The organism is Pseudoflavonifractor phocaeensis (assembly GCF_016901735.1).
Lineage (GTDB): Bacteria > Bacillota > Clostridia > Oscillospirales > Oscillospiraceae > Pseudoflavonifractor_A.
The window spans coordinates 20,119-39,042 of record NZ_JACLZC010000004.1 but is presented as its reverse complement, the minus strand read 5'-3'; the positions used below and the strand labels follow the sequence as shown (position 1 = coordinate 39,042).

The window sequence follows — 18,924 nt, the reverse complement described above, 5'->3', positions numbered from 1 at the left end:
CCTGAAGTTTTTTCTTCATCGTTCGACCGTTTTCCCCTATTCCCCTCATCCAAAAATGACAAATGGTTTCAAAACGCCGCTTTGACTTGTATGACGCATCCGTTTGCGATAAAATGGGCGGGTAAAATTTGAACGCAAGGGGGTCCTTCCATGTCTCACACCTTCCGCCGCCGGTTTGCGGCGCTCGTTCTGGCACTTTCCCTGCTGACGCTGCCCGCCCGTGCCCTCACGGCCCAGGAGGCCGGCCAGCTTTTGCAGGATTATTATATTGACGACGTCTCCCAGGAGGTCCTGGCACAGCCCACCATCGACGCGATGCTCTCCGCCCTGGGCGACCACTACACAACCTACTTTACCGCCGACGAATACGCCGCCTTCCTGGCCTCCATGGAGGATGTACAGCTCACCGGAATCGGCGTCAAGATGCAGGCCAGTGAAAACGGGCCGGTGGTGGTGGAGGTGCTGGCCGGCTCCCCGGCGTTGGAGGCTGGACTGCAGGCCGGCGACCTTATCACCGCCGTGGACGGTGTCTCCACCGCCGGATTGGAGATGGGCGCCGTCAGCGCTCTCATTCAGGGGCAGGAGGGCACCCAGGTGACCATTACTTACCTGCGGGACGGCGTCTCCGCCGCCTGCACCCTTACCCGCTCCTCCATTCTCGTGGCCGCCACCTCCGCCCAGCTGCTGGAGGACCATGTGGGCCTCCTGACCTGCACCACCTTTGGGCATGACACCTACGCCCACTTTACCGAGGCTCTGGACCAATTTCCCCAGGCCGACCGCTGGATCGTGGACCTGCGGGACAACGGTGGTGGCCTGACCCAGGCCGCCCTGGATACCCTCTCCGTCTTTACCGGCGGCGGCATCAAGTGTTACTTTATGGACGGCAGCGCACAGCTGTCCGCCCTGGAGGCCAAGCGGGAGCAGATTTCCAGCGCCCCGCTGATCGTGCTGACCGACGGGGGTACCGCCAGCGCCTCCGAGATCTTTTCCGCCGGCATCCGGGACCTCAAGGCCGGGCTGGTCATCGGCGGACGCACCTACGGCAAGGGTGTGGCCCAGAGCGTGCTTGACCAGTATACCAACCCAGAGCTCTTTGACGGCGACGCCATGAAGATCACCACCGTCCGCTTCTACACCGCCAGCGGCTCCACCACCGACACTGTGGGCGTCATCCCCCACCTTTTGGTTAGCCCTGATCTGGCCCAGGAGGTGGCTCTCCTCCTCTCCGCCGCTCCGCCCAGCGGCGGGACCGCGGGATATTACCGGCTGGACCTGAACGGCAGCTGGTACATCTCCCAAAAAGCGGCGCTGGCACAGCCGGAGGTCTTTGCCCAATTGCTGGCCGCCATCCCTCCCACCGCCGCCCTCTGGCAGGGCAGCGGCGACGGCTGGAACTCTGTCCAGCCTCAGCAGGCGGCGGCTGACCACTCCATTCCCTTCCAAAGCCGCCTCTTTTCCGACGTTGAGGGCAGCCCCTACGCCCAGTCCATCCAGCGCCTGGCCGTCTACGGCGTGGTTCTGGGGAACGGCCAGGGCTCCTACTTCCCCAAAAGCTCCCTGACCCGGGCACAGCTGGCCGCGCTGCTGGCCCAGGCCCTCAACTGCACCGTCCCCACCGGCGAGAGCCTTTTCTCCGACGTCTCCATGGATGACTCCTACGGTCTGGCCATCAACGCCATCGCCAAAATGGGTCTGGTGGAGGGAGTGGGCAACGGCCTCTTCCGCCCGGATGACACAGTCACCCATGAGCAGTTCTTTACCATTATGGGCCGCCTGGCCCAGCGCGTCAGCCTTACCTTCCAGATTTCCCGTCAGGGCGCGACGCAGGAGGATCTGGACAGCGACCGCCTGAGCCGCTTTGCTCCCTGGTCCCGTCTGTCGGTTTGGCTCCTCTCCTCCAGTCAGTTGGACGAGCTGGACCAGCCCGTCTCCCTGCTGTGGGACGACGTGACCCGGATTGATCCCACGGCCCCCATTTCCCGGGAGGAGGCCGCCGACCTGCTGTGCGCCGTCCTGGAGCGGACCGGTATTCTGCCCGCGTAACAGCAAACACACAACACGGCCGCATACTTCCGAAAAGGAGGTATGCGGCCGTTTGCGGTTTTACCCTTGTCAGAATTGGAAGAGAATGCCCACCACCGCCGAGGCGGCAATGAACAAAATGGGATGCAGACCCTTTACCTTGGGCACATGGAGCAGGGCGAATACCACCAAAAACAGCACCACGGCCTTCCAGTGGAAGAGCTCGGTCACCGCCTGGGTCACGCCCAGCTTATCCAGGGCCAGCAGACTGCTTTTCACCACCGACAGAAAACCGGCGGAGGCGATGAGCGCTGTGGACGCCGGGCGCAGACCGTAGAATACGCCGTCCACCGTCCGGCTGGTGCGGAATTTTTGCAAAAAGCGGGCAATGATGAGAATTACAATGATGGACGGGGCCACCAGGCCCAGCGTGGCCACCATGCAGCCCACCGGTCCGGCGGTCTCAAAGCCCACATAGCTGGCCATATTGACGCCCATGGGGCCGGGGGTGGACTCGGACACGGCGATCATATTGGCCAGCTCCGCCTGGGTAAACCATGCTGTCCGGTTGCCCAGATCGGTCAAAAAGGGAATGGTGGCCAGTCCGCCGCCCACGGAGAAAAGGCCCACCCGGAAAAATTCCAGGAAAAGCTGGATCAGTACCATCACTTCCACCCCCTTACGCGGCGGATCACATAGCCCGCCAGACCCGCCAGGATGACCAGCACCACCGGCGAGGTAAAGAAGTTGAATACCGCGCCCAGCAGCGTCCCGGTCTCCAGCGTCACGAAGATGGACACCGCCGACAGCAGAAACACCACCAGGAAAATCCCAAAGGTCGCGCCGTCCACCACCGTGGTCTTGCGCAGCTTGAGCACGCTGGACAGAATCAGCGCGCATACACAGGCCCGGACCCCCGCAAAGGCGTGGATCACATACTGGTTTTCCGCGAAATTGGACAAAAAGGCGGCGATAATGCCGATGATGAGGATACAGGGCGCCACCAGACCCAGTGTGGCCACGATCCCGCCCAGGTTGCCCTTCTGATCGAAGCCCACGAAGGTGGCGGTATTCACCGCGATGATGCCGGGGGTGCATTGACCCACGGCGTAGTAGTCGGCCAGCGCCTCCTCGGTGGTCCATTTCTTTTTGTCCACCAGCTCCCGCTGAAGAATGGGCAGCATGGCGTACCCGCCGCCAAAGGTGCATACCCCAATCTTTGCAAAGGTCACAAACAGATCAACATACACATTCATGCCCGGTCCAGCTCCTCCAACTCCTCCAGCCACAGCGCCGCCACAGCGTCAGAGGGCATCCGCCAGTCGCCCCGGGGGCTGAGCGCCACCGATCCCACCTTGGGACCGTCGGGCAGACAGGATCGCTTGAACTGCTGGGAGAAGAAGCGGCGATAGAAGTTCTTCAGCCACTTGAGGATCACAGCCCGGTCATACCGCCGTCCCAGGGCCTGCTCGGCCAGACGGAATACCTTGCGGGGCGGGAAGCCCCAGCGAATGGCATAGTAGAGGAAGAAATCGTGGAGCTCATAGGGGCCCACCAGATCCTCTGTTTTCTGGGCGATCTTGCCCTCGATGGCCGGGAGCAGCTCGGGAGAGACCGGCGTATCCAGAATGTCGTCCAGCACGGCGGAGAGGCGGGGGTCCTCCTCCCCCTTGTCGTCCGAGATGAAGCTCACCAGATGGCGCACCAAGGTCTTGGGGATAGAGGCGTTCACCGCATAGTTGCTCATATGGTCGCCGTTGTAGGTACACCAGCCCAACGCCAGCTCCGAGAGGTCGCCGGTGCCGATGACCATGCCGCCGGTCTGGTTGGCGATGTCCATCAGCACCTGGGTCCGCTCTCTGGCCTGGCCGTTCTCAAAGGTCACGTCGTGGTTTTCCATGGACTGGCCGATGTCCTTGAAGTGGACCTTCACCGCCTCGCCGATGTCAATGCGCTGGAGGGTGGCTCCCAGCCGCTCGGCCAGCTCCACGGCGTTGTCCCGGGTGCGGTCGGTGGTGCCGAAGCAGGGCATGGTCACGGCGATGATGTCGCTGGCCGGACGGTCCAGCAGCTTCATGGCCACGGCGGTGATGAGGATAGCCAGGGTAGAGTCCAGGCCGCCGGACAGGCCCACCACCGCCGTTCTGGCGTGGGTATGCTCCAGCCGCTTTTTAAGACCCAGGGCGGCGATTTTCAAAATCTCATTGCACCGCTCGGCCCGGTCGGCCTCGTTTTCCGGCACAAAGGGCATGGGCGAGACGTACCGGGTGAGGTGGGTGTCCCCCAGCTCCATATCAAAGGTAACCCGCCAGATCTCTTTCTCCTTCTGGGGGCCATAGGTGTTCATCCGCTGCCGCTCATAGGCCAGGCGGTCCACGTCGATCTCGCTGATGGTAAGGCCGGTGGCAAAGCGCCGCTCGGTGAGCAGGCTGCCGTTTTCGGCGATCATATTGTGGCCGGCGAACACCAGATCGGTGGTGGACTCCCCCTCTCCGGCGTCGGCGTACACATAGCCGCACACCAGCCGTCCCGACTGGCCGGTCACCAGGGAGCGGCGGTAATTGGCCTTGCCCACCGTCTCATTGGAGGCGGACAGGTTGAGAACGATGGTAGCGCCGCCCCGGGCCAGCGCGGCGGAGGGCGGCTCCGCCGCCCACAGATCCTCGCAGATCTCCACACCGATGACCAGATTGGGCATGGTGGTACAGGCAAAGACACCGCTGTTCCCCAGATTCATCTGCTGGCCGCACAGCTCGATACAGTGGTCCAGACCGGCGCCGGAAGCGAACCACCGCTGCTCGTAGAATTCCCCGTAGTTGGGCAGGTAGGTCTTGGGCACCACGCCCAGGATCTCCCCCTTGTGGATGACGGCGGCGCAGTTATAAAGCTTGCCGTCCCACTTGTTTCGCACCGGCAGACCAATGGCGGCGACCATGTCCAGATTCTTGGTGGCCTCCAAAATGGTGGCCAGGCCCTCTTCCGCGCCCCGGAGCAACGTGGGCTGGAGGAACAGGTCTCCGCAGGTGTAGCCCGTCAGGCACAACTCGGGCAGACACAGCACCTTCACGCCCTGCTTGTCCGCCTCCCGCATGAGGGTGAAGATCTGCTCGGCGTTATAACGGCAGTCCGCTACCTTGATATGCGGCGTGCCGGCGGCTACTTTGACAAAACCATCTCGCATCGTTACGATACCTCCTGTTTGCGCTTCTTTGTTATCCTAAACATCATAGCCCAATTCCAAGATAATTGCAAGAAAAAGCCCAAAAAGCCCGGCCTTTTCAGGCCGGGCTCTCTGGGTGTGTGTTGTGTGTTTGCAAAGGGGGTTGGAGAGGGATTGGATCGGTGTGTCTGTTTTGGATTTCAGGTCTGCTCCTTCCTGAATCCATCGTTATCATACCCAATAATTGCGGATATTTCATGACGGAATTGTGAATAGTTTGTGAACCTTCTTTCGAGAAAGAAAGAAGGCAAAGAAAGCTTCCGTCTGCCCCCGGACATCAGTCCGGGGCCCCTTTTTCCCTCACCATCTGCAAGAAAGAAACAAAGCACGGAAAGCTTCCGTCTGCCCCCGGACCATCAGTCCGGGGGCTCCTTTTTCCCTCACCATCTGCAAGAAAGAAACGAAGCACGGAAAGCTTCCGTCTGCCCCCGGACCATCAGTCCGGGGGCTCAGGCTGTCGAAAAAGTGGAACGTGTTGCAGGAAACGTCAAAATGCCTGCATGGATGCGGGCGACCACAAGGGTCGCCCCTACGAGGTGGGAGGATATCCGATTACCCCGCCGGGGGCGGCGGGGCCCACAGGAAAGGCGGGGCGGACAGTGTCCGCCCCCTACGCAGCGCAGAAGGAGCCGTGAACGCGCCTGGTGCTACCCGCGCAGGGCCAAATACAATCAGTCCTGCGTGAGAGCCTTGCTGTCCACTTCCGCATGGAGCTTGGCCGCGAAGCCGTCGAAGGACATGACAGTCTGCTCGCCGTGACGGTTCCGCACCGCCACATCGCCGCTCTCGGCCTCCTTGTCGCCCACCACCAGCATATAGGGCACCTTCTCCAGCTGGGTGTCACGGATCTTCTTGCCGATCTTCTCGTTCCGGCCGTCCACTTCCACCCGGAAACCTTGGGCGTTGAGCTGATCCGCCACCTGATGGGCATACTCCGCGGCCCGGTCGGTGATGGGCAGGACCTTAACCTGCACGGGCGCCAGCCAGGTGGGGAAGGCGCCGGCAAAATGCTCGGTGATGACGCCGATGAACCGCTCGATGGAGCCCAGTACCACGCGGTGGAGCATCACGGGGCGGTGCTTCTGGCCGTCCTCGCCGGTGTACTCCAGCTCGAAGCGCTCCGGCAGCTGAGAGTCCAGCTGGACGGTGCCGCACTGCCAGGTACGGCCCAGAGAGTCGGCCAGATGGAAGTCCAGCTTGGGGCCGTAGAACGCGCCGTCTCCCTCGTTGATGACGAAATCCTTCCCCATCTCGGTAATGGCTTCCTTCAGGATGTCCTGGTTGTGCTCCCACTGCTCCACGGTGCCGATGTGGTCCTCGGGCATGGTGGACAGCTCGATCTGATAGGGCAGGCCGAACACCGAATAGACCTCGTCAAAGAGCTTGACCACGTTCTTGATCTCGTCCTTGAGCTGCTCGGGGGCCATAAAGATGTGGGCGTCGTCCTGGGTGAAGCAGCGCACCCGGAACAGGCCGTGGAGCGCGCCGGACAGCTCGTGGCGGTGGACCAGACCCAGCTCGCCCACCCGCAGGGGCAGATCCCGGTAGGAGTGAGGCTCGCTGGCGTAGACCAGCATACCGCCGGGGCAGTTCATGGGCTTGACGGCAAAGTCCACATCGTCGATAACGGTGGTGTACATATTGTTCTTATAGTGATCCCAGTGGCCGGAGCGCTCCCACAGCTGACGGTTGAGCATCATGGGGGTGGAGATCTCCACATAGCCGTAGCGCTTGTGAACCTGACGCCAGTAGTCGATCAGAGTGTTGCGCAGCACCATGCCCTTGGGCAGGAAGAAGGGGAAGCCGGGGCCCTCATCCCGCAGCATGAAGAGACCCAGCTCCTTGCCCAGCTTGCGGTGGTCCCGCTTCTTGGCCTCCTCGATGCGCTGCAGGTAGGCGTCCAGCTCGTCCTTCTTGGGGAAGGCGATGCCGTAGATGCGCTGGAGGGTCTCCCGGTTGGAGTCGCCTCGCCAGTAGGCCGCGTTGCAGGCGGTGAGCTTGATGGCGTTGCCCTTCACCCGACCGGTGGAGTCCAGGTGGGGACCGGCGCACAGGTCGGTAAACTCGCCCTGCTTATAAAAGGAGATGTGGGCGTCGGCGGGCAGGTCGTTGATCAGCTCCACCTTGTAGGGCTCGCCCTTTTCCTCCATAAACTTGAGGGCCTCTTCCCGGGGCAGCTCAAACCGCTCCAGCTTCAGCTTCTCCTTGCAGATCTTGCGCATCTCCGCCTCGATCTTCTCCATGATCTCGGGGGTAAAGGGGAAGGGGGAGTCCATATCATAGTAAAAACCCTCGTCGATGGAGGGGCCGATGGCCAGCTTCACCTCGGGATAGAGGCGCTTGACGGCCTGGGCCAGGATATGGGAGCAGGTGTGCCAATAGGTCTTGCGGTATTCGGGATTCTCAAAGCTGAATTCGTTCTTGACTTCTTCGGACATGAATAAAACCTCCTTTACAATATCGGGGTAAGAAAAAACGCCTCACCCCTGAGAACATATCAGGGGTGAGGCGATATACGCTCCACGGTTCCACCCTGCTTACGGCACAATGCCGTCGCTCGTGACCTCAATAACGGGAGGACCCGTCCCAGCCTACTGTCCTTTGGGGTTCGGTGGGAAGCTCTGGAGTGGTCATGCCGTCTGCCCTCCGTAGGACCCTTTCAGCCAAAACAGGTCCCTCTCTGTCCGGGGCGGGGCGGTTTCGTCTCCGTCAGCGCCGTTTGAATGATGACAATATATCACCATTCCACCGCCCTGTCAAGGGACCAGTTTTCCACAGCCATACGCCTTTTTTCACCCAAAACGCCGGATGAGGCCGCCGGAAAGACGGCGGTAACTAAAATCAGTTCACGCTCCTTTTTATGAATACTAAAACAGCTAAAAAGCGATGCTCCTCCTTGCCGGTGGGAGCCTCCAGGCCACAATCTTCCCGATATTGGCAAGAAAGCGACGGACAGGATACGCTGCACCCCATGGTTATCGCAATATCAACAGGAGGAATCTCAGACAACCGTTTGCTGCGCTGCGTCCTGGTTGATCCTCGGCTCGCTTTCCGTCCCTGCGGAATAGCTGGCAAACACATCGGCGGCCAGCAGCTTATCCAAGGCTTCTGCGATCTGACCGCGGCAGGAATTGTGGACAAATACAAAGGCTACTCCGGGTTTTTGGTCCATGGATTCCCCCAAAATCTTCTGGATCAGTTACTTTTATTCACAGGTCTGCCTCCCTCTTGACTTCTGATATAATTTTATATATAATTTTTTCGTTCCTTAGATTATTAGAAATCTAGCTTTTGAAGGTGTGATTTTTTTGGATGCCCGCACTCTAATGGAGCTTTTTACCAGCGATTATCACAAAATATACCGATACCTTGAACATCTCTTTTCTGATATGCCTGTGGGCAGCACCCAGATGCTTCTGCTCCTTTATCTGGAAAAAAAATCGGAACAGAGAGATGTTTTTCCCAAAGAACTGGCGCAGTTCTTCCAGATTCGCAGTTCTTCCATCACACATCTTTTAAATAATTTAGAAGAAACAGGATACCTCCGGCGCTTACAATTAAAAAAAGACCGCCGTCTCAAGCGTCTTGTCCTCACCCCAAAGGGAAAGGCACTGGCGCAAGAGGGTCAGTCTGTTGTGGAAATCTTCCTGGCCCACACCCTCCGCGGGACCACTCCCGAACAGTTGAAAATAGTGGAACAAGTCCTGTTGCAGATTGATAAAAATATCAATTTTTGATTTTAAACGTTGCTTCTTTTATATAAACTGCTTTTTCAGCGAAGCGACGTTTTTTATCCTCTAAAAGCTAGATATCTAGCTTTTAGAGGATTGGAAAGGAGGCACTTCTATTCGGGATTTATCGCTCCACGCATCAAGGATCTCTATTCGAAAGGAGTTCTACTCATGAAACAATCCGCTCATTCAGGCAAGCCCAGGACATTGCTCTGGTCTATTCTGACCGCCGTATGCGCCATTCTGCTCATCGCCGCCCTCATCGCCAGCTATGTCGCCTTTGGCGCTGCTCAGGCGATCAACATCGCCCTTCACATCGATACATATAAAGTCGAAAACAAAAACGAGGACGCAGTCTACTTTGAATGTGACTTTGCTTCCGTTGAAGCGTTGGAGGCCCATGATAAAGAGGTGGCCGAACAGCTCACCGGCGAAGGCGCCGTGCTGCTGAGAAACGACAACAACGCCCTGCCGCTCAAAAACGGCGCCGCTGTCAGCCTGTTCAGCCGCTCCAGTGCTGACATCGCCACCTGCGGCACCGGATCGGCCAATATCGACACCAGCAAAGCCCCCTCTCTCAAAGAGGCGCTGGAGGAGGCCGGCCTTTCCGTTAACCCTATTTTGTGGGATTTTTACACGGTCGGAGACGGTTCCTCCTATGTGCGCACTCCGGTTAAGGGCATGAACGGCCTGGAAGACAATGACAGGAGCAATTATCACATCAACGAAGTTCCTGTATCTGCCTATACCGCTGATGTTATCCTCCGCCCAGGCCGATTTCAATCCACGCTCCCCTTGCGGGGAGCGACTAGCGTACTACTATATGGAGCATCGTTTCACGATATATTTCAATCCACGCTCCCCTTGCGGGGAGCGACCTCCTCATTTCCCCGCGCCTTTTTGGAGGTATGGATTTCAATCCACGCTCCCCTTGCGGGGAGCGACCCTTATGGCCGTTTGGATGGGCATGAGACGGTCCATTTCAATCCACGCTCCCCTTGCGGGGAGCGACGGTATTCACGTTTCCCCACGTCCTCCATTTTCCCATTTCAATCCACGCTCCCCTTGCGGGGAGCGACACCCAGAAGTCGCACACGCTAAGGCCCTGGCACTATTTCAATCCACGCTCCCCTTGCGGGGAGCGACGGTGGGCGTCGGAGTCGGGAGCGTTAAATACTGATTTCAATCCACGCTCCCCTTGCGGGGAGCGACTGCAGGCGATAGGGTATAAAGCTAACTTTTTCAATTTCAATCCACGCTCCCCTTGCGGGGAGCGACTCAGGCGTGCAGTTTTATATACACCGGATGCACAATTTCAATCCACGCTCCCCTTGCGGGGAGCGACCGAAAGTAATGTTTATGAGCTTAACAGATTGTGCAATTTCAATCCACGCTCCCCTTGCGGGGAGCGACTGTCCGGCGTATCGGTTACTCAAATACAAGCCGTTATTTCAATCCACGCTCCCCTTGCGGGGAGCGACTTCAAATCCGTTTGTTCACACAACGGAAGATGCACGATTTCAATCCACGCTCCCCTTGCGGGGAGCGACCTTCCACCGCTTTTTTCATCACGCTGTCAATGCCATTTCAATCCACGCTCCCCTTGCGGGGAGCGACGAAGCTGTCAAAGTACGGCGCATACTTTGGGATATTTCAATCCACGCTCCCCTTGCGGGGAGCGACGTTGTCCAGGTAGTCCGCCAGCTGGCCCGGCGTCGATTTCAATCCACGCTCCCCTTGCGGGGAGCGACAAGAAAAGAGCATGATAAATAAGCAATTGGCGGCAGATTTCAATCCACGCTCCCCTTGCGGGGAGCGACGCGATGCCCGCCGCCACGATTGCCTCGTGGACGGTGCTTTTTCAATCCACGCTCCCCTTGCGGGGAGCGACTGGACCTTGCGGCTGGCCGTGATGGTGTCCCCGTTTTTTCAATCCACGCTCCCCTTGCGGGGAGCGACCATCGTCACGGCGGCCAAATGGGGCGCGGGACTGGTTTTTCAATCCACGCTCCCCTTGCGGGGAGCGACGCAAAAGGTCAGCAGCTTGCCGATGAAATCACCATTTCAATCCACGCTCCCCTTGCGGGGAGCGACCGTCAACCTGGAATTTCAGGCCACGGTCATAGTTATTTCAATCCACGCTCCCCTTGCGGGGAGCGACGTAATCGGAGGACTTTGGGACGCGGGACACATAGATTTCAATCCACGCTCCCCTTGCGGGGAGCGACTGGACGGGTGCATTGCATTCATCGACATCAATGCACAATTTCAATCCACGCTCCCCTTGCGGGGAGCGACGGCCGGGGCCTATAAGAGGATGTATTTTTGTGTGGATTTCAATCCACGCTCCCCTTGCGGGGAGCGACCTTTAACCAGCTCTTTGAGTTGCAACTAGTGGGCAATATTTCAATCCACGCTCCCCTTGCGGGGAGCGACGCTTCTTCCGGTCCTTTGGTGTTGGGCTGCTGGTATTTCAATCCACGCTCCCCTTGCGGGGAGCGACAGCGGGGGCTTTTCGTCGCCGCGGACTTATCCAATTTCAATCCACGCTCCCCTTGCGGGGAGCGACTTTAGCCCTTGATGTGTGGTACCGTTGGCAACTTATTTCAATCCACGCTCCCCTTGCGGGGAGCGACGCGACAGCTTGGACCGTGAGGAGGTTCTTTATGCACTCATTTCAATCCACGCTCCCCTTGCGGGGAGCGACGGGTACGTTCTCATGGAGATCAAGACTCGTTGCAATATTTCAATCCACGCTCCCCTTGCGGGGAGCGACTCGTTGCCCTCTTGCTGCTAGCTGGGATTCTTTCGATTTCAATCCACGCTCCCCTTGCGGGGAGCGACACGCGCTGGCGGTGGAGGAGACGCCCACGCCGGAGATTTCAATCCACGCTCCCCTTGCGGGGAGCGACCCTGGGTAGTCGCGGCGCTGGATGCCGCAGCAGCTATTTCAATCCACGCTCCCCTTGCGGGGAGCGACTCCGGGCCATTTTCAGGCTCAGGGTTAGGCTCAATTTCAATCCACGCTCCCCTTGCGGGGAGCGACCGTCTCCCACCGTCCATCATCAGAGGTGGGAGTATTTCAATCCACGCTCCCCTTGCGGGGAGCGACCCCTTTGCCTCTTCGGAGCCATTCGTGGAGCCGATTTCAATCCACGCTCCCCTTGCGGGGAGCGACACAGCGTGCCCAGGGCCTTGAAGTTGCCCACATATTTCAATCCACGCTCCCCTTGCGGGGAGCGACCCCTGGTGGAGGAGGGCCACATAGTTGTCATATGATTTCAATCCACGCTCCCCTTGCGGGGAGCGACGGTGCCGTCGGCGCTGTTGGCCTTGGTATCCGACAGATTTCAATCCACGCTCCCCTTGCGGGGAGCGACGATGCTAGTCGCCATTGGCTTCCTCCTTGTTTACAATTTCAATCCACGCTCCCCTTGCGGGGAGCGACTGTTGTCTCCTAACATGGGTAAGGACATTGATTTCAATTTCAATCCACGCTCCCCTTGCGGGGAGCGACTTGCCGGGGTCAGATTTTCCGGTTTCTACGGTTTATTTCAATCCACGCTCCCCTTGCGGGGAGCGACAGGTACATCCCAGAGTCCACAACTTTCAAAGCAATTTCAATCCACGCTCCCCTTGCGGGGAGCGACGGCCATAGCGCCGGTGGAAGATAAAAACAAGACCGATTTCAATCCACGCTCCCCTTGCGGGGAGCGACATCTGGCACAGGTCCTTCATGGTCTCCATGGCGGAATTTCAATCCACGCTCCCCTTGCGGGGAGCGACTGAACAATTTTTTGGAAATCCTCCATAAAAGTAGGAATTTCAATCCACGCTCCCCTTGCGGGGAGCGACTGCTCAGCAGGCTGCTGAGCAGCGTAGGTGGCAGATTTCAATCCACGCTCCCCTTGCGGGGAGCGACACCGTCGTTGATGGTGTCGAGCTGATCGCATTTATTTCAATCCACGCTCCCCTTGCGGGGAGCGACGGGACACGTTCGAGGGGCAGGTGTTCGTCGAGTGGCAATTTCAATCCACGCTCCCCTTGCGGGGAGCGACGCGGAACTGGACGGGCCAAGAGCCAACGGCCAGCATTTCAATCCACGCTCCCCTTGCGGGGAGCGACCCCTCAACGCGCTGTTAAGTACGCCCGAGAAAAATTTCAATCCACGCTCCCCTTGCGGGGAGCGACGGATAAAGTTTATCCGGCCGATTAAAATTAGGGACATTTCAATCCACGCTCCCCTTGCGGGGAGCGACAGGAGGGCGGATTTTTTTTCCACCATCAGGGGTGATTTCAATCCACGCTCCCCTTGCGGGGAGCGACCGCCGCCATTGCAGCAGCCGCCCATGGCATTGAATTTCAATCCACGCTCCCCTTGCGGGGAGCGACGTTAATCAGATCGTCGGTCTCCTGTGCACCCTCCGGATTTCAATCCACGCTCCCCTTGCGGGGAGCGACAGCAGATATATACAAAACTATACCTGCAAATTTGTATTGTTTAGATAAACTTTAGCATATTTGCAGCGCTTTTTCAATGCTATGGATAATATCAGTTCATTTAAGTTGCGAAAAACAGCTTTATTTCGGTGCGAACCGCCCACACCATCTATGGCCGCTGCCACATCGCACCTCTAGAGAACCAACGGTGCCTCCGGCAGATAGGACGATTTACAGCCAAAGTGTTCCACCTTGTTTTCATATCGTTTTCCGAGATAATAAAAGCGCAGGCTGTCCTTTTCCGGATCCATAATGGACAGCAGCTTTGCCTGAAGCAGTTTACATTGGGCCGTGTCCAGCAAACATTCAAACACAGAGCACTGAACCCTCTGTCCATAGTTGACACACTGCCTGGCAATCTGGCGCAGCCGCCTGCGGCCTGCCGCGTCCTCCGTATTGACATCGTATGTAATCAGTACCAGCATACATGCTCACTTCCATAAAAAGGGCGGATAGTCTTTCAAATCCCCTCTCAGATACCGGGCCAAAAGCAGCGCCTGTATATAAGGCACCAGGCCCCATGGCACTTTCTCCCCCAGAAAAGGATGGGTCAGGCTGTCTTTTTTGCGTGCCTGCCACCGTTGAAGAAAGGTACGCCTTCCTCCCTCACTGAGCAGCACACCGCCGTTTTCCCGACAGATAAAATCCGATTCCTGAAAGATTCGGTTATTGATGCAGGTCAATACAAACCGATCTGCCATACAGGGTCGGAATTCCTCCATCAGATCCAGCGCCAGGGAGCTGCGGCCCGGCCGGTCCCGATGGAGAAAACCAACATAGGAATCCAGGCCCACACTTTCCAGCGCCCAGGCACAGTCGTGGGACAGCAGACTGTACGCAAAGGAAAGCAGGGCGTTCACCGGGTCCAGCGGCGGCCGCCGGCTGCGGGTCCCAAACCGAAACAGAGATCGATCCCCCAAAATCAGCTGATCGAATACCCCAAAGTAGGCTGTGGCTCCCGCCCCCTCCAGCCCGCGCAGACGCTCCAGATCCGTCTCCCCGAGCAGTTGCGGCAGCAGTGCTTTCAGCTGGCCGGATACTTCCCCCAGCCGCCGGTCATCCACCCGAAGGCCGTGATCCCGGCGGGTGCGCTCAATGCTCCATCGGGCATTATGGATCTTGCCGAATACCATGGAGCGGGCAATGTTACAGCTCTGTATCGGGTCATCCGCCGCTCGATATTGGGTGCGGCGCAGCAGTACATTCCCGTTGGCCTCGCCGGTGACCCGGGCCAAAAACTTTCCCCTGGGCGTACAGAAGGACAAGGAAATGCCCCGCTGCGCACAGGCCCCCATCAGCGCCGGAGATGCCCCCGGATAGGCAAAGGTGAGGACGGCGGACAGCGTATGGAGCGGATAGCGGGCCACCGCTGTTTTGTCCCGGCTGGCCACCACATTTTCCCCATCCAGAGAGAGATAGATATCCTCCGAGGTCACAAATAACGTGTTGAGCAACTGTCTCATGGCGTTTCCTCCATGGCCTGACGCAGATAGGCGTCCACATCGCTTCCTTTCATCAGCGCAGGAAGGCAGAGCTCCTGCAAGGAGCAGGCATTGCAGGATTTGGACCGCCGGACTTTTGGCGTATGCCCCCGGCGGTAGAGCTGGTGCATTTCCTCCAGCAGCTCTTTCACCCGGCTCCGCAGTTCCACGGAAAATGATACTGCCGTACGCCGCCGGGTCTCACCGTAAAAAAGGGCTCCCTCCGGAATGGTGCAGCAGAGCATTTCCTCCAGACACATGGCCTGGGCGCACAGCTGCAGCTCGTCGGCCTGGTGCGCCTTGGGCGCGCCCCGCTTATACTCCACGGGAAAAGGCGTCCAAAGCCCTTCTTCCCCATGAAGCGAAACGCCGTTTGGGTCCGCATGAAACTCCACCACATCACATTTCCCGGAAATCCCCAAGGTGGGCGAGGACACAGAAATCCCCCTCAGAATCAGGGTGTTTCCCCGGCGCTCCCGGCTCTGCCCGTCATGGGCCCGATGGTGGAAGAGATCGCCCTCTACGGTACGGAGATTTTCCTTCCACTGCTGCTCGATGTGGATCAGCGCCCACTGACGGCGGCAGAAGGCAAAGTGCTGCAAACCGGACAACTGGAGGAAGTCCTCCTCAGCATAGATCACCCCATGCGCTGACAGGTAACGCCGGCGGGCAATGCCGCCTCATTCACGGAGACGATATAGTCCTGATAGGAACGGGCGGGGGCGGCCTCGTCCGGATTTTTCCGGGTAACCGTCACCGTGTCAAAAAGCTTCCAGGCGGGCGCACAGCCCAGCTCACTGTCGTGTTTGAATACGATGAGCTCCCGCACCGCCATCTTGCCGCGGGCGGCGGAGCGGTCGTGCTCAAACAGATTGAGGATGGCCTCCCACAGCAGGGACAGGTCCTCTTCGGAGAAACCGGTGGTCTTGCGGGCCAGATTGGCGGAGATATAGCCCTCGCAGCGATAGAGACCATAGGGAACGATGTACTTCCGGCCCATTTCGGTGCCCTTCTTTTCGGCGTCGGCCTCGGTGGTGATGGCTACCCGGGTGATGGTCACCTCCTGGGGCACCACCGGCTCCACGCTGCGGGCAAAGCCCAGCTGTACCGGGCCCCGCACCTGGCCGCAGTTGAGGGCCGCCTTGACAAAAGTGGTCATTACCGCGCCGAAGGTGCGGATATCATAAAAATTCGCGCACATCCAGTCCCGGATCTTCCGGTCCAGATCGGGGTCGGATTTTTTCTTTTCCTTTACGTTCTTTTCCGTGACTTCCAGCTCCGCGTAAGCCTCAGCATCGCTGCGGTTCAACGGCACGCCGTCCTTGACATAGATGCGGTAGCCGGCGGCGTCCTCCTTCACCGTCTCCACATAGTTGCGGATCTTCCGCTTGAGGCATACGTCGGTCACGATACCCAGACCGGTCTCCGGGTCCACCCGGGGCATGTTGCCGGCGTCGGGATCGCCGTTGGGGTTGCCGTTTTCCACGTCGAAGAGAATGACGAATTCATAGCGGTTCTTAATAGGCTCAGACATTTACTTTTCCTCCTTTTTCTCAAAACGGCTCTGGGTCTGGTGGTAGTAGCCCAGCTGGAAGCAGCCCTGTTGGGGCAGGTTCATACGCGGGGGATAACTCTCGCCCAGCTTGGAAAGCAGAGTGGTGATTTGTTTATCATAGTGGGTACGCAGGCCGCCATCCAGCTTTTTCAGGTGTTTCTGGGCCAGATTGACCAGGACCGGAAACACAATGGCGGGGGTCGCCGACGCCGAACTGAAATACTTATCCTTGATGGTGGCGTTGATCCCGGGATTGGCGGCGGACTGGACGGCTTCCAGCACGGAAAAGAGCCGTCCCAGGTTGTAGGGGACGTTGGTGCTGTCGGGATTGAGGGACACGGTCAAAACCTCCTTTGGTACGTCAGGATGTGTATTTTTCAGATAGTAGGCCTTGAGAATGGCGGCCCGGCCACGGGTCATACTGTGTTCCGCCCGGATGCGCAGGGCCACGCCGTTCAACAGAGTGGCTGGGTAGCGGGTATCAGTGAGGACAGCCCGCAGCACCTCGCCGGCCATATTGGGCAAAGGCGTTTTATCCCGGCTGTTTTGATTTACCGTTTCATCCAGCAGTTTCCAGATGGGGATCGTATCAAATTTGTCATAGACCGGTTTGACGATCTCCAGCCGCTGCTGATGGGCCTGGGCATTGCGGAGGAAGGCTCCGAAGGTGTTGTGGAGGAAAAAGCGCACCGAGAGCCGGGCGGAATTGGGAGAGAGTCCCAGGATGTAAAAGTCCATGTGGGGGTCCAGCCGCTCCTCGTCCAAATCCACTGCGTTCCCCATGCACAAGTTTTTCAATGCTCCCTGTAAATCGGTCAGCGTATAGGACGGCTCAGCCCCAAAAAAGGCCCAGCCCATCAGATTCTGATAGGCATCTCCGCCGCATCTGGCCCAGCAGACCACGGTGGCGTCCCCCATCCGGTAGACGTGCTCCCGGTCGGCCAGCAGGTGGTTGAGGGCCGTGGTGTAGGCAAAGGCGGCGTATTTGCCGGTGGGGGCGTTATAATTTTGCTCCTTGCCGTAGGAACAAAATGCGGGTGCATTGAAGGACACCAGCGCCGCGCCGCTGGACTGGGCGCCCTGTACATTTTTAATGGAGGGATGGATGCTCTCCACTGTTCCGCGCTCCCCGGTGACCAGACACACCATCTGGGGCCCATCCTCTGCTGTCCCATAGCGGCTGTCCCAGACTTGCCGGACCAAAGGGTCCTCATGAACAAATCTTCCCTCATACCGAAAGACCAGATTGCCGCCGGATAGAATCGCATCCCAGCAGGGCAACAACGCCGGGTGACTGGCCGCCTGCTCCGGCTGCCATGTCCGGAAAAAAGCCAGCACAGCTTGGGCCACAGGACTGTCCACCCCTTCCAGCAGCTCCTCGTGAAGGGCTTTGCACGCTTGAAAACACTCCAATGTCCGCTGAGGTTTTCCTTTGTTGTCCGCTCCCAGGAAATAGCCGGAATTGTCACAGAGAAAATTGGGCGCGATCCCCACCGTACGTTTCACCGGAGCCGGAAGCATCATGGGGCGGGGCGCCAGCACCGTCTTTTTCCCCTTGGTCTGTTCTGTCTGGACAGATACCACCTGCTCTAGCGTCCCGTCTGCTCCTATGCACAGGGCATGGGAGACTTTGACCTCTCCCCAGCCGGGCGGAGAGATTTCGCCTTTTTCTTCCAAAGTACGGTAGTAATCCGTCAGTGCCTGCAGGATCATCGCCGCACCTCCTCACTGTCCCAGGACGGAACCTCCAGCACCCCGTCCCGGAGAATGCCGCGGAAAAAGAGGGGAGTGATGTTTTCCGGGTCGGTATAGTCCATGTCGTAGAGCATCCAGCCCAGGTCCCGCTCCCCTTTCAGCTCCTCCGGACAGGGCGGGAGTTCCTGACACAGGCGAAACTGAGCGGGAAACTCCCGGCAGCCGAAGCAGGGCTGATGATAAAACTGCCCTTTCTGGATGCGCCGTTTTACAATGTCCTGAAATTTCCCCGAATTGTCCCCCGGCGCGGCCTTTTCTTTCACCACATCAAAATGAGCCTCGATCACATAGCGGACCTCCCGCAGCAGCAGGGCGGCCCGCTGCTGGATGTCCTCCGAGGTGCTGAGATACAGCGCCCCCTTCCCCCGTTCCATGACCGTACGGGCGGTCCTGGCGGAGATCGTGGATTTGACCTCGTTGCGCCGCAGGTTGGTGAAGTGGATGGGAGCACAGACATGGATGCGGTCAATACACCACCGCATACCCGGATGCCAGTAGATGGCCTCAATCAGTCCCCGGGCTGCCGAGGGGGTCATCACATCATAGCTCACTCGTTCCACCTTCATCTCCGGGCGTGTAAAGAGGGCGTAATCTCCCCATACCTCCAGTTTGATGGACATAGGCGTCACTCCTTTCCATTCACTTGTTTTTGCGCAT

General features: G+C 58.5%; 13 protein-coding genes, 1 pseudogene and 1 CRISPR repeat array. Of the genes and pseudogenes, 2 read left to right on the top strand and 12 right to left on the bottom strand.

The window, feature by feature from the left end; all coding sequences use genetic code 11:
- Nucleotides 1–150 precede the first annotated feature (150 nt).
- The gene (locus H7U37_RS01915) at nucleotides 151–2,046 is read left to right on the top strand and encodes a S41 family peptidase (RefSeq protein WP_204873153.1); all 1,896 of its coding nucleotides are present in this window, start codon (nucleotides 151–153) and stop codon (nucleotides 2,044–2,046) included.
- 69 nt (nucleotides 2,047–2,115) lie between these two features.
- Here the strand turns inward: H7U37_RS01915 and H7U37_RS01910 are convergent, their stop codons facing one another.
- From H7U37_RS01910 to H7U37_RS01890, 5 genes and pseudogenes are all read right to left on the bottom strand, one after another.
- The gene (locus H7U37_RS01910) at nucleotides 2,116–2,691 is read right to left on the bottom strand and encodes a chromate transporter (protein WP_204873151.1); all 576 of its coding nucleotides are present in this window, start codon (nucleotides 2,689–2,691) and stop codon (nucleotides 2,116–2,118) included.
- Nucleotides 2,691–3,281, bottom strand: a complete 591-nt coding sequence (locus tag H7U37_RS01905) for a chromate transporter (RefSeq protein ID WP_204873149.1) — start codon at nucleotides 3,279–3,281, stop codon at nucleotides 2,691–2,693. The genes H7U37_RS01910 and H7U37_RS01905 overlap by 1 nt, the downstream gene beginning before the upstream one ends.
- The gene (locus H7U37_RS01900) at nucleotides 3,278–5,206 is read right to left on the bottom strand and encodes an NAD(+) synthase (RefSeq protein WP_204873148.1); all 1,929 of its coding nucleotides are present in this window, start codon (nucleotides 5,204–5,206) and stop codon (nucleotides 3,278–3,280) included. Before H7U37_RS01900 ends, H7U37_RS01905 begins: the two co-directional genes overlap by 4 nt.
- Before the next feature lie 710 nt (nucleotides 5,207–5,916).
- Complete coding sequence (gene thrS / locus H7U37_RS01895) at nucleotides 5,917–7,683, bottom strand: threonine--tRNA ligase (RefSeq protein ID WP_204873146.1); 1,767 nt, start codon at nucleotides 7,681–7,683, stop codon at nucleotides 5,917–5,919.
- A 403-nt stretch (nucleotides 7,684–8,086) separates the two neighbouring features.
- A pseudogene (locus H7U37_RS01890) lies at nucleotides 8,087–8,417 on the bottom strand (low molecular weight phosphatase family protein).
- 154 nt (nucleotides 8,418–8,571) lie between these two features.
- Between H7U37_RS01890 and H7U37_RS01885 the strand changes: the two are divergent.
- Nucleotides 8,572–8,982, top strand: a complete 411-nt coding sequence (locus H7U37_RS01885; RefSeq protein ID WP_204873145.1) for a MarR family winged helix-turn-helix transcriptional regulator — start codon at nucleotides 8,572–8,574, stop codon at nucleotides 8,980–8,982.
- Nucleotides 8,983–9,165: 183 nt separating this feature from the next.
- Here H7U37_RS01885 and H7U37_RS01880 read toward each other — a convergent pair whose 3' ends face one another.
- The 7 genes from H7U37_RS01880 to cas5c all read right to left on the bottom strand — a co-directional run bounded on the left by H7U37_RS01880 (nucleotide 9,166) and on the right by cas5c (nucleotide 18,887).
- Entirely contained in the window at nucleotides 9,166–9,696 is a 531-nt protein-coding gene (locus H7U37_RS01880; protein ID WP_204873144.1) for a hypothetical protein, read from the bottom strand.
- A 56-nt stretch (nucleotides 9,697–9,752) separates the two neighbouring features.
- Nucleotides 9,753–13,437: a CRISPR direct-repeat array (repeat unit 33 nt; unit sequence ATTTCAATCCACGCTCCCCTTGCGGGGAGCGAC).
- Nucleotides 13,438–13,610: 173 nt separating this feature from the next.
- Nucleotides 13,611–13,901, bottom strand: coding sequence for a CRISPR-associated endonuclease Cas2 (gene cas2, locus H7U37_RS01875; RefSeq protein WP_204873143.1), 291 nt, complete (start codon nucleotides 13,899–13,901; stop codon nucleotides 13,611–13,613).
- Nucleotides 13,902–13,907: 6 nt separating this feature from the next.
- On the bottom strand, nucleotides 13,908–14,939 hold the full coding sequence (cas1c, locus tag H7U37_RS01870; RefSeq protein WP_204873142.1) for a type I-C CRISPR-associated endonuclease Cas1c: 1,032 nt from the start codon (nucleotides 14,937–14,939) through the stop codon (nucleotides 13,908–13,910).
- Nucleotides 14,936–15,598 carry a CRISPR-associated protein Cas4 gene (cas4, locus tag H7U37_RS01865; RefSeq protein WP_204873141.1) on the bottom strand — a complete coding sequence of 221 codons (663 nt, stop codon included), beginning with the start codon at nucleotides 15,596–15,598 and terminating at the stop codon, nucleotides 14,936–14,938. Before cas4 ends, cas1c begins: the two co-directional genes overlap by 4 nt.
- A complete protein-coding gene (cas7c, locus tag H7U37_RS01860; RefSeq protein ID WP_204873140.1) occupies nucleotides 15,595–16,491 on the bottom strand; it encodes a type I-C CRISPR-associated protein Cas7/Csd2 in 897 nt (298 codons plus the stop codon). The genes cas4 and cas7c overlap by 4 nt, the downstream gene beginning before the upstream one ends.
- Nucleotides 16,492–18,225, bottom strand: coding sequence for a type I-C CRISPR-associated protein Cas8c/Csd1 (gene cas8c, locus H7U37_RS01855; RefSeq protein WP_204873139.1), 1,734 nt, complete (start codon nucleotides 18,223–18,225; stop codon nucleotides 16,492–16,494).
- A complete protein-coding gene (cas5c, locus tag H7U37_RS01850) occupies nucleotides 18,222–18,887 on the bottom strand; it encodes a type I-C CRISPR-associated protein Cas5c (protein ID WP_204873137.1) in 666 nt (221 codons plus the stop codon). Before cas5c ends, cas8c begins: the two co-directional genes overlap by 4 nt.
- Nucleotides 18,888–18,924: the final 37 nt, after the last annotated feature.

What these genes read in the sequence shown, in the direction of transcription:
- H7U37_RS01915 (WP_204873153.1), top strand. Translation starts at nt 151, where the DNA reads ATGTCTCACACCTTCCGCCGCCGGTTTGCGGCGCTCGTTCTGGCACTT.
- H7U37_RS01910 (WP_204873151.1), bottom strand. Translation starts at nt 2,691, where the DNA reads ATGGTACTGATCCAGCTTTTCCTGGAATTTTTCCGGGTGGGCCTTTTC.
- H7U37_RS01905 (WP_204873149.1), bottom strand. Translation starts at nt 3,281, where the DNA reads ATGAATGTGTATGTTGATCTGTTTGTGACCTTTGCAAAGATTGGGGTA.
- H7U37_RS01900 (WP_204873148.1), bottom strand. Translation starts at nt 5,206, where the DNA reads ATGCGAGATGGTTTTGTCAAAGTAGCCGCCGGCACGCCGCATATCAAG.
- thrS (WP_204873146.1), bottom strand. Translation starts at nt 7,683, where the DNA reads ATGTCCGAAGAAGTCAAGAACGAATTCAGCTTTGAGAATCCCGAATAC.
- H7U37_RS01885 (WP_204873145.1), top strand. Translation starts at nt 8,572, where the DNA reads ATGGAGCTTTTTACCAGCGATTATCACAAAATATACCGATACCTTGAA.
- cas2 (WP_204873143.1), bottom strand. Translation starts at nt 13,901, where the DNA reads ATGCTGGTACTGATTACATACGATGTCAATACGGAGGACGCGGCAGGC.
- cas1c (WP_204873142.1), bottom strand. Translation starts at nt 14,939, where the DNA reads ATGAGACAGTTGCTCAACACGTTATTTGTGACCTCGGAGGATATCTAT.
- cas7c (WP_204873140.1), bottom strand. Translation starts at nt 16,491, where the DNA reads ATGTCTGAGCCTATTAAGAACCGCTATGAATTCGTCATTCTCTTCGAC.
- cas8c (WP_204873139.1), bottom strand. Translation starts at nt 18,225, where the DNA reads ATGATCCTGCAGGCACTGACGGATTACTACCGTACTTTGGAAGAAAAA.
- cas5c (WP_204873137.1), bottom strand. Translation starts at nt 18,887, where the DNA reads ATGTCCATCAAACTGGAGGTATGGGGAGATTACGCCCTCTTTACACGC.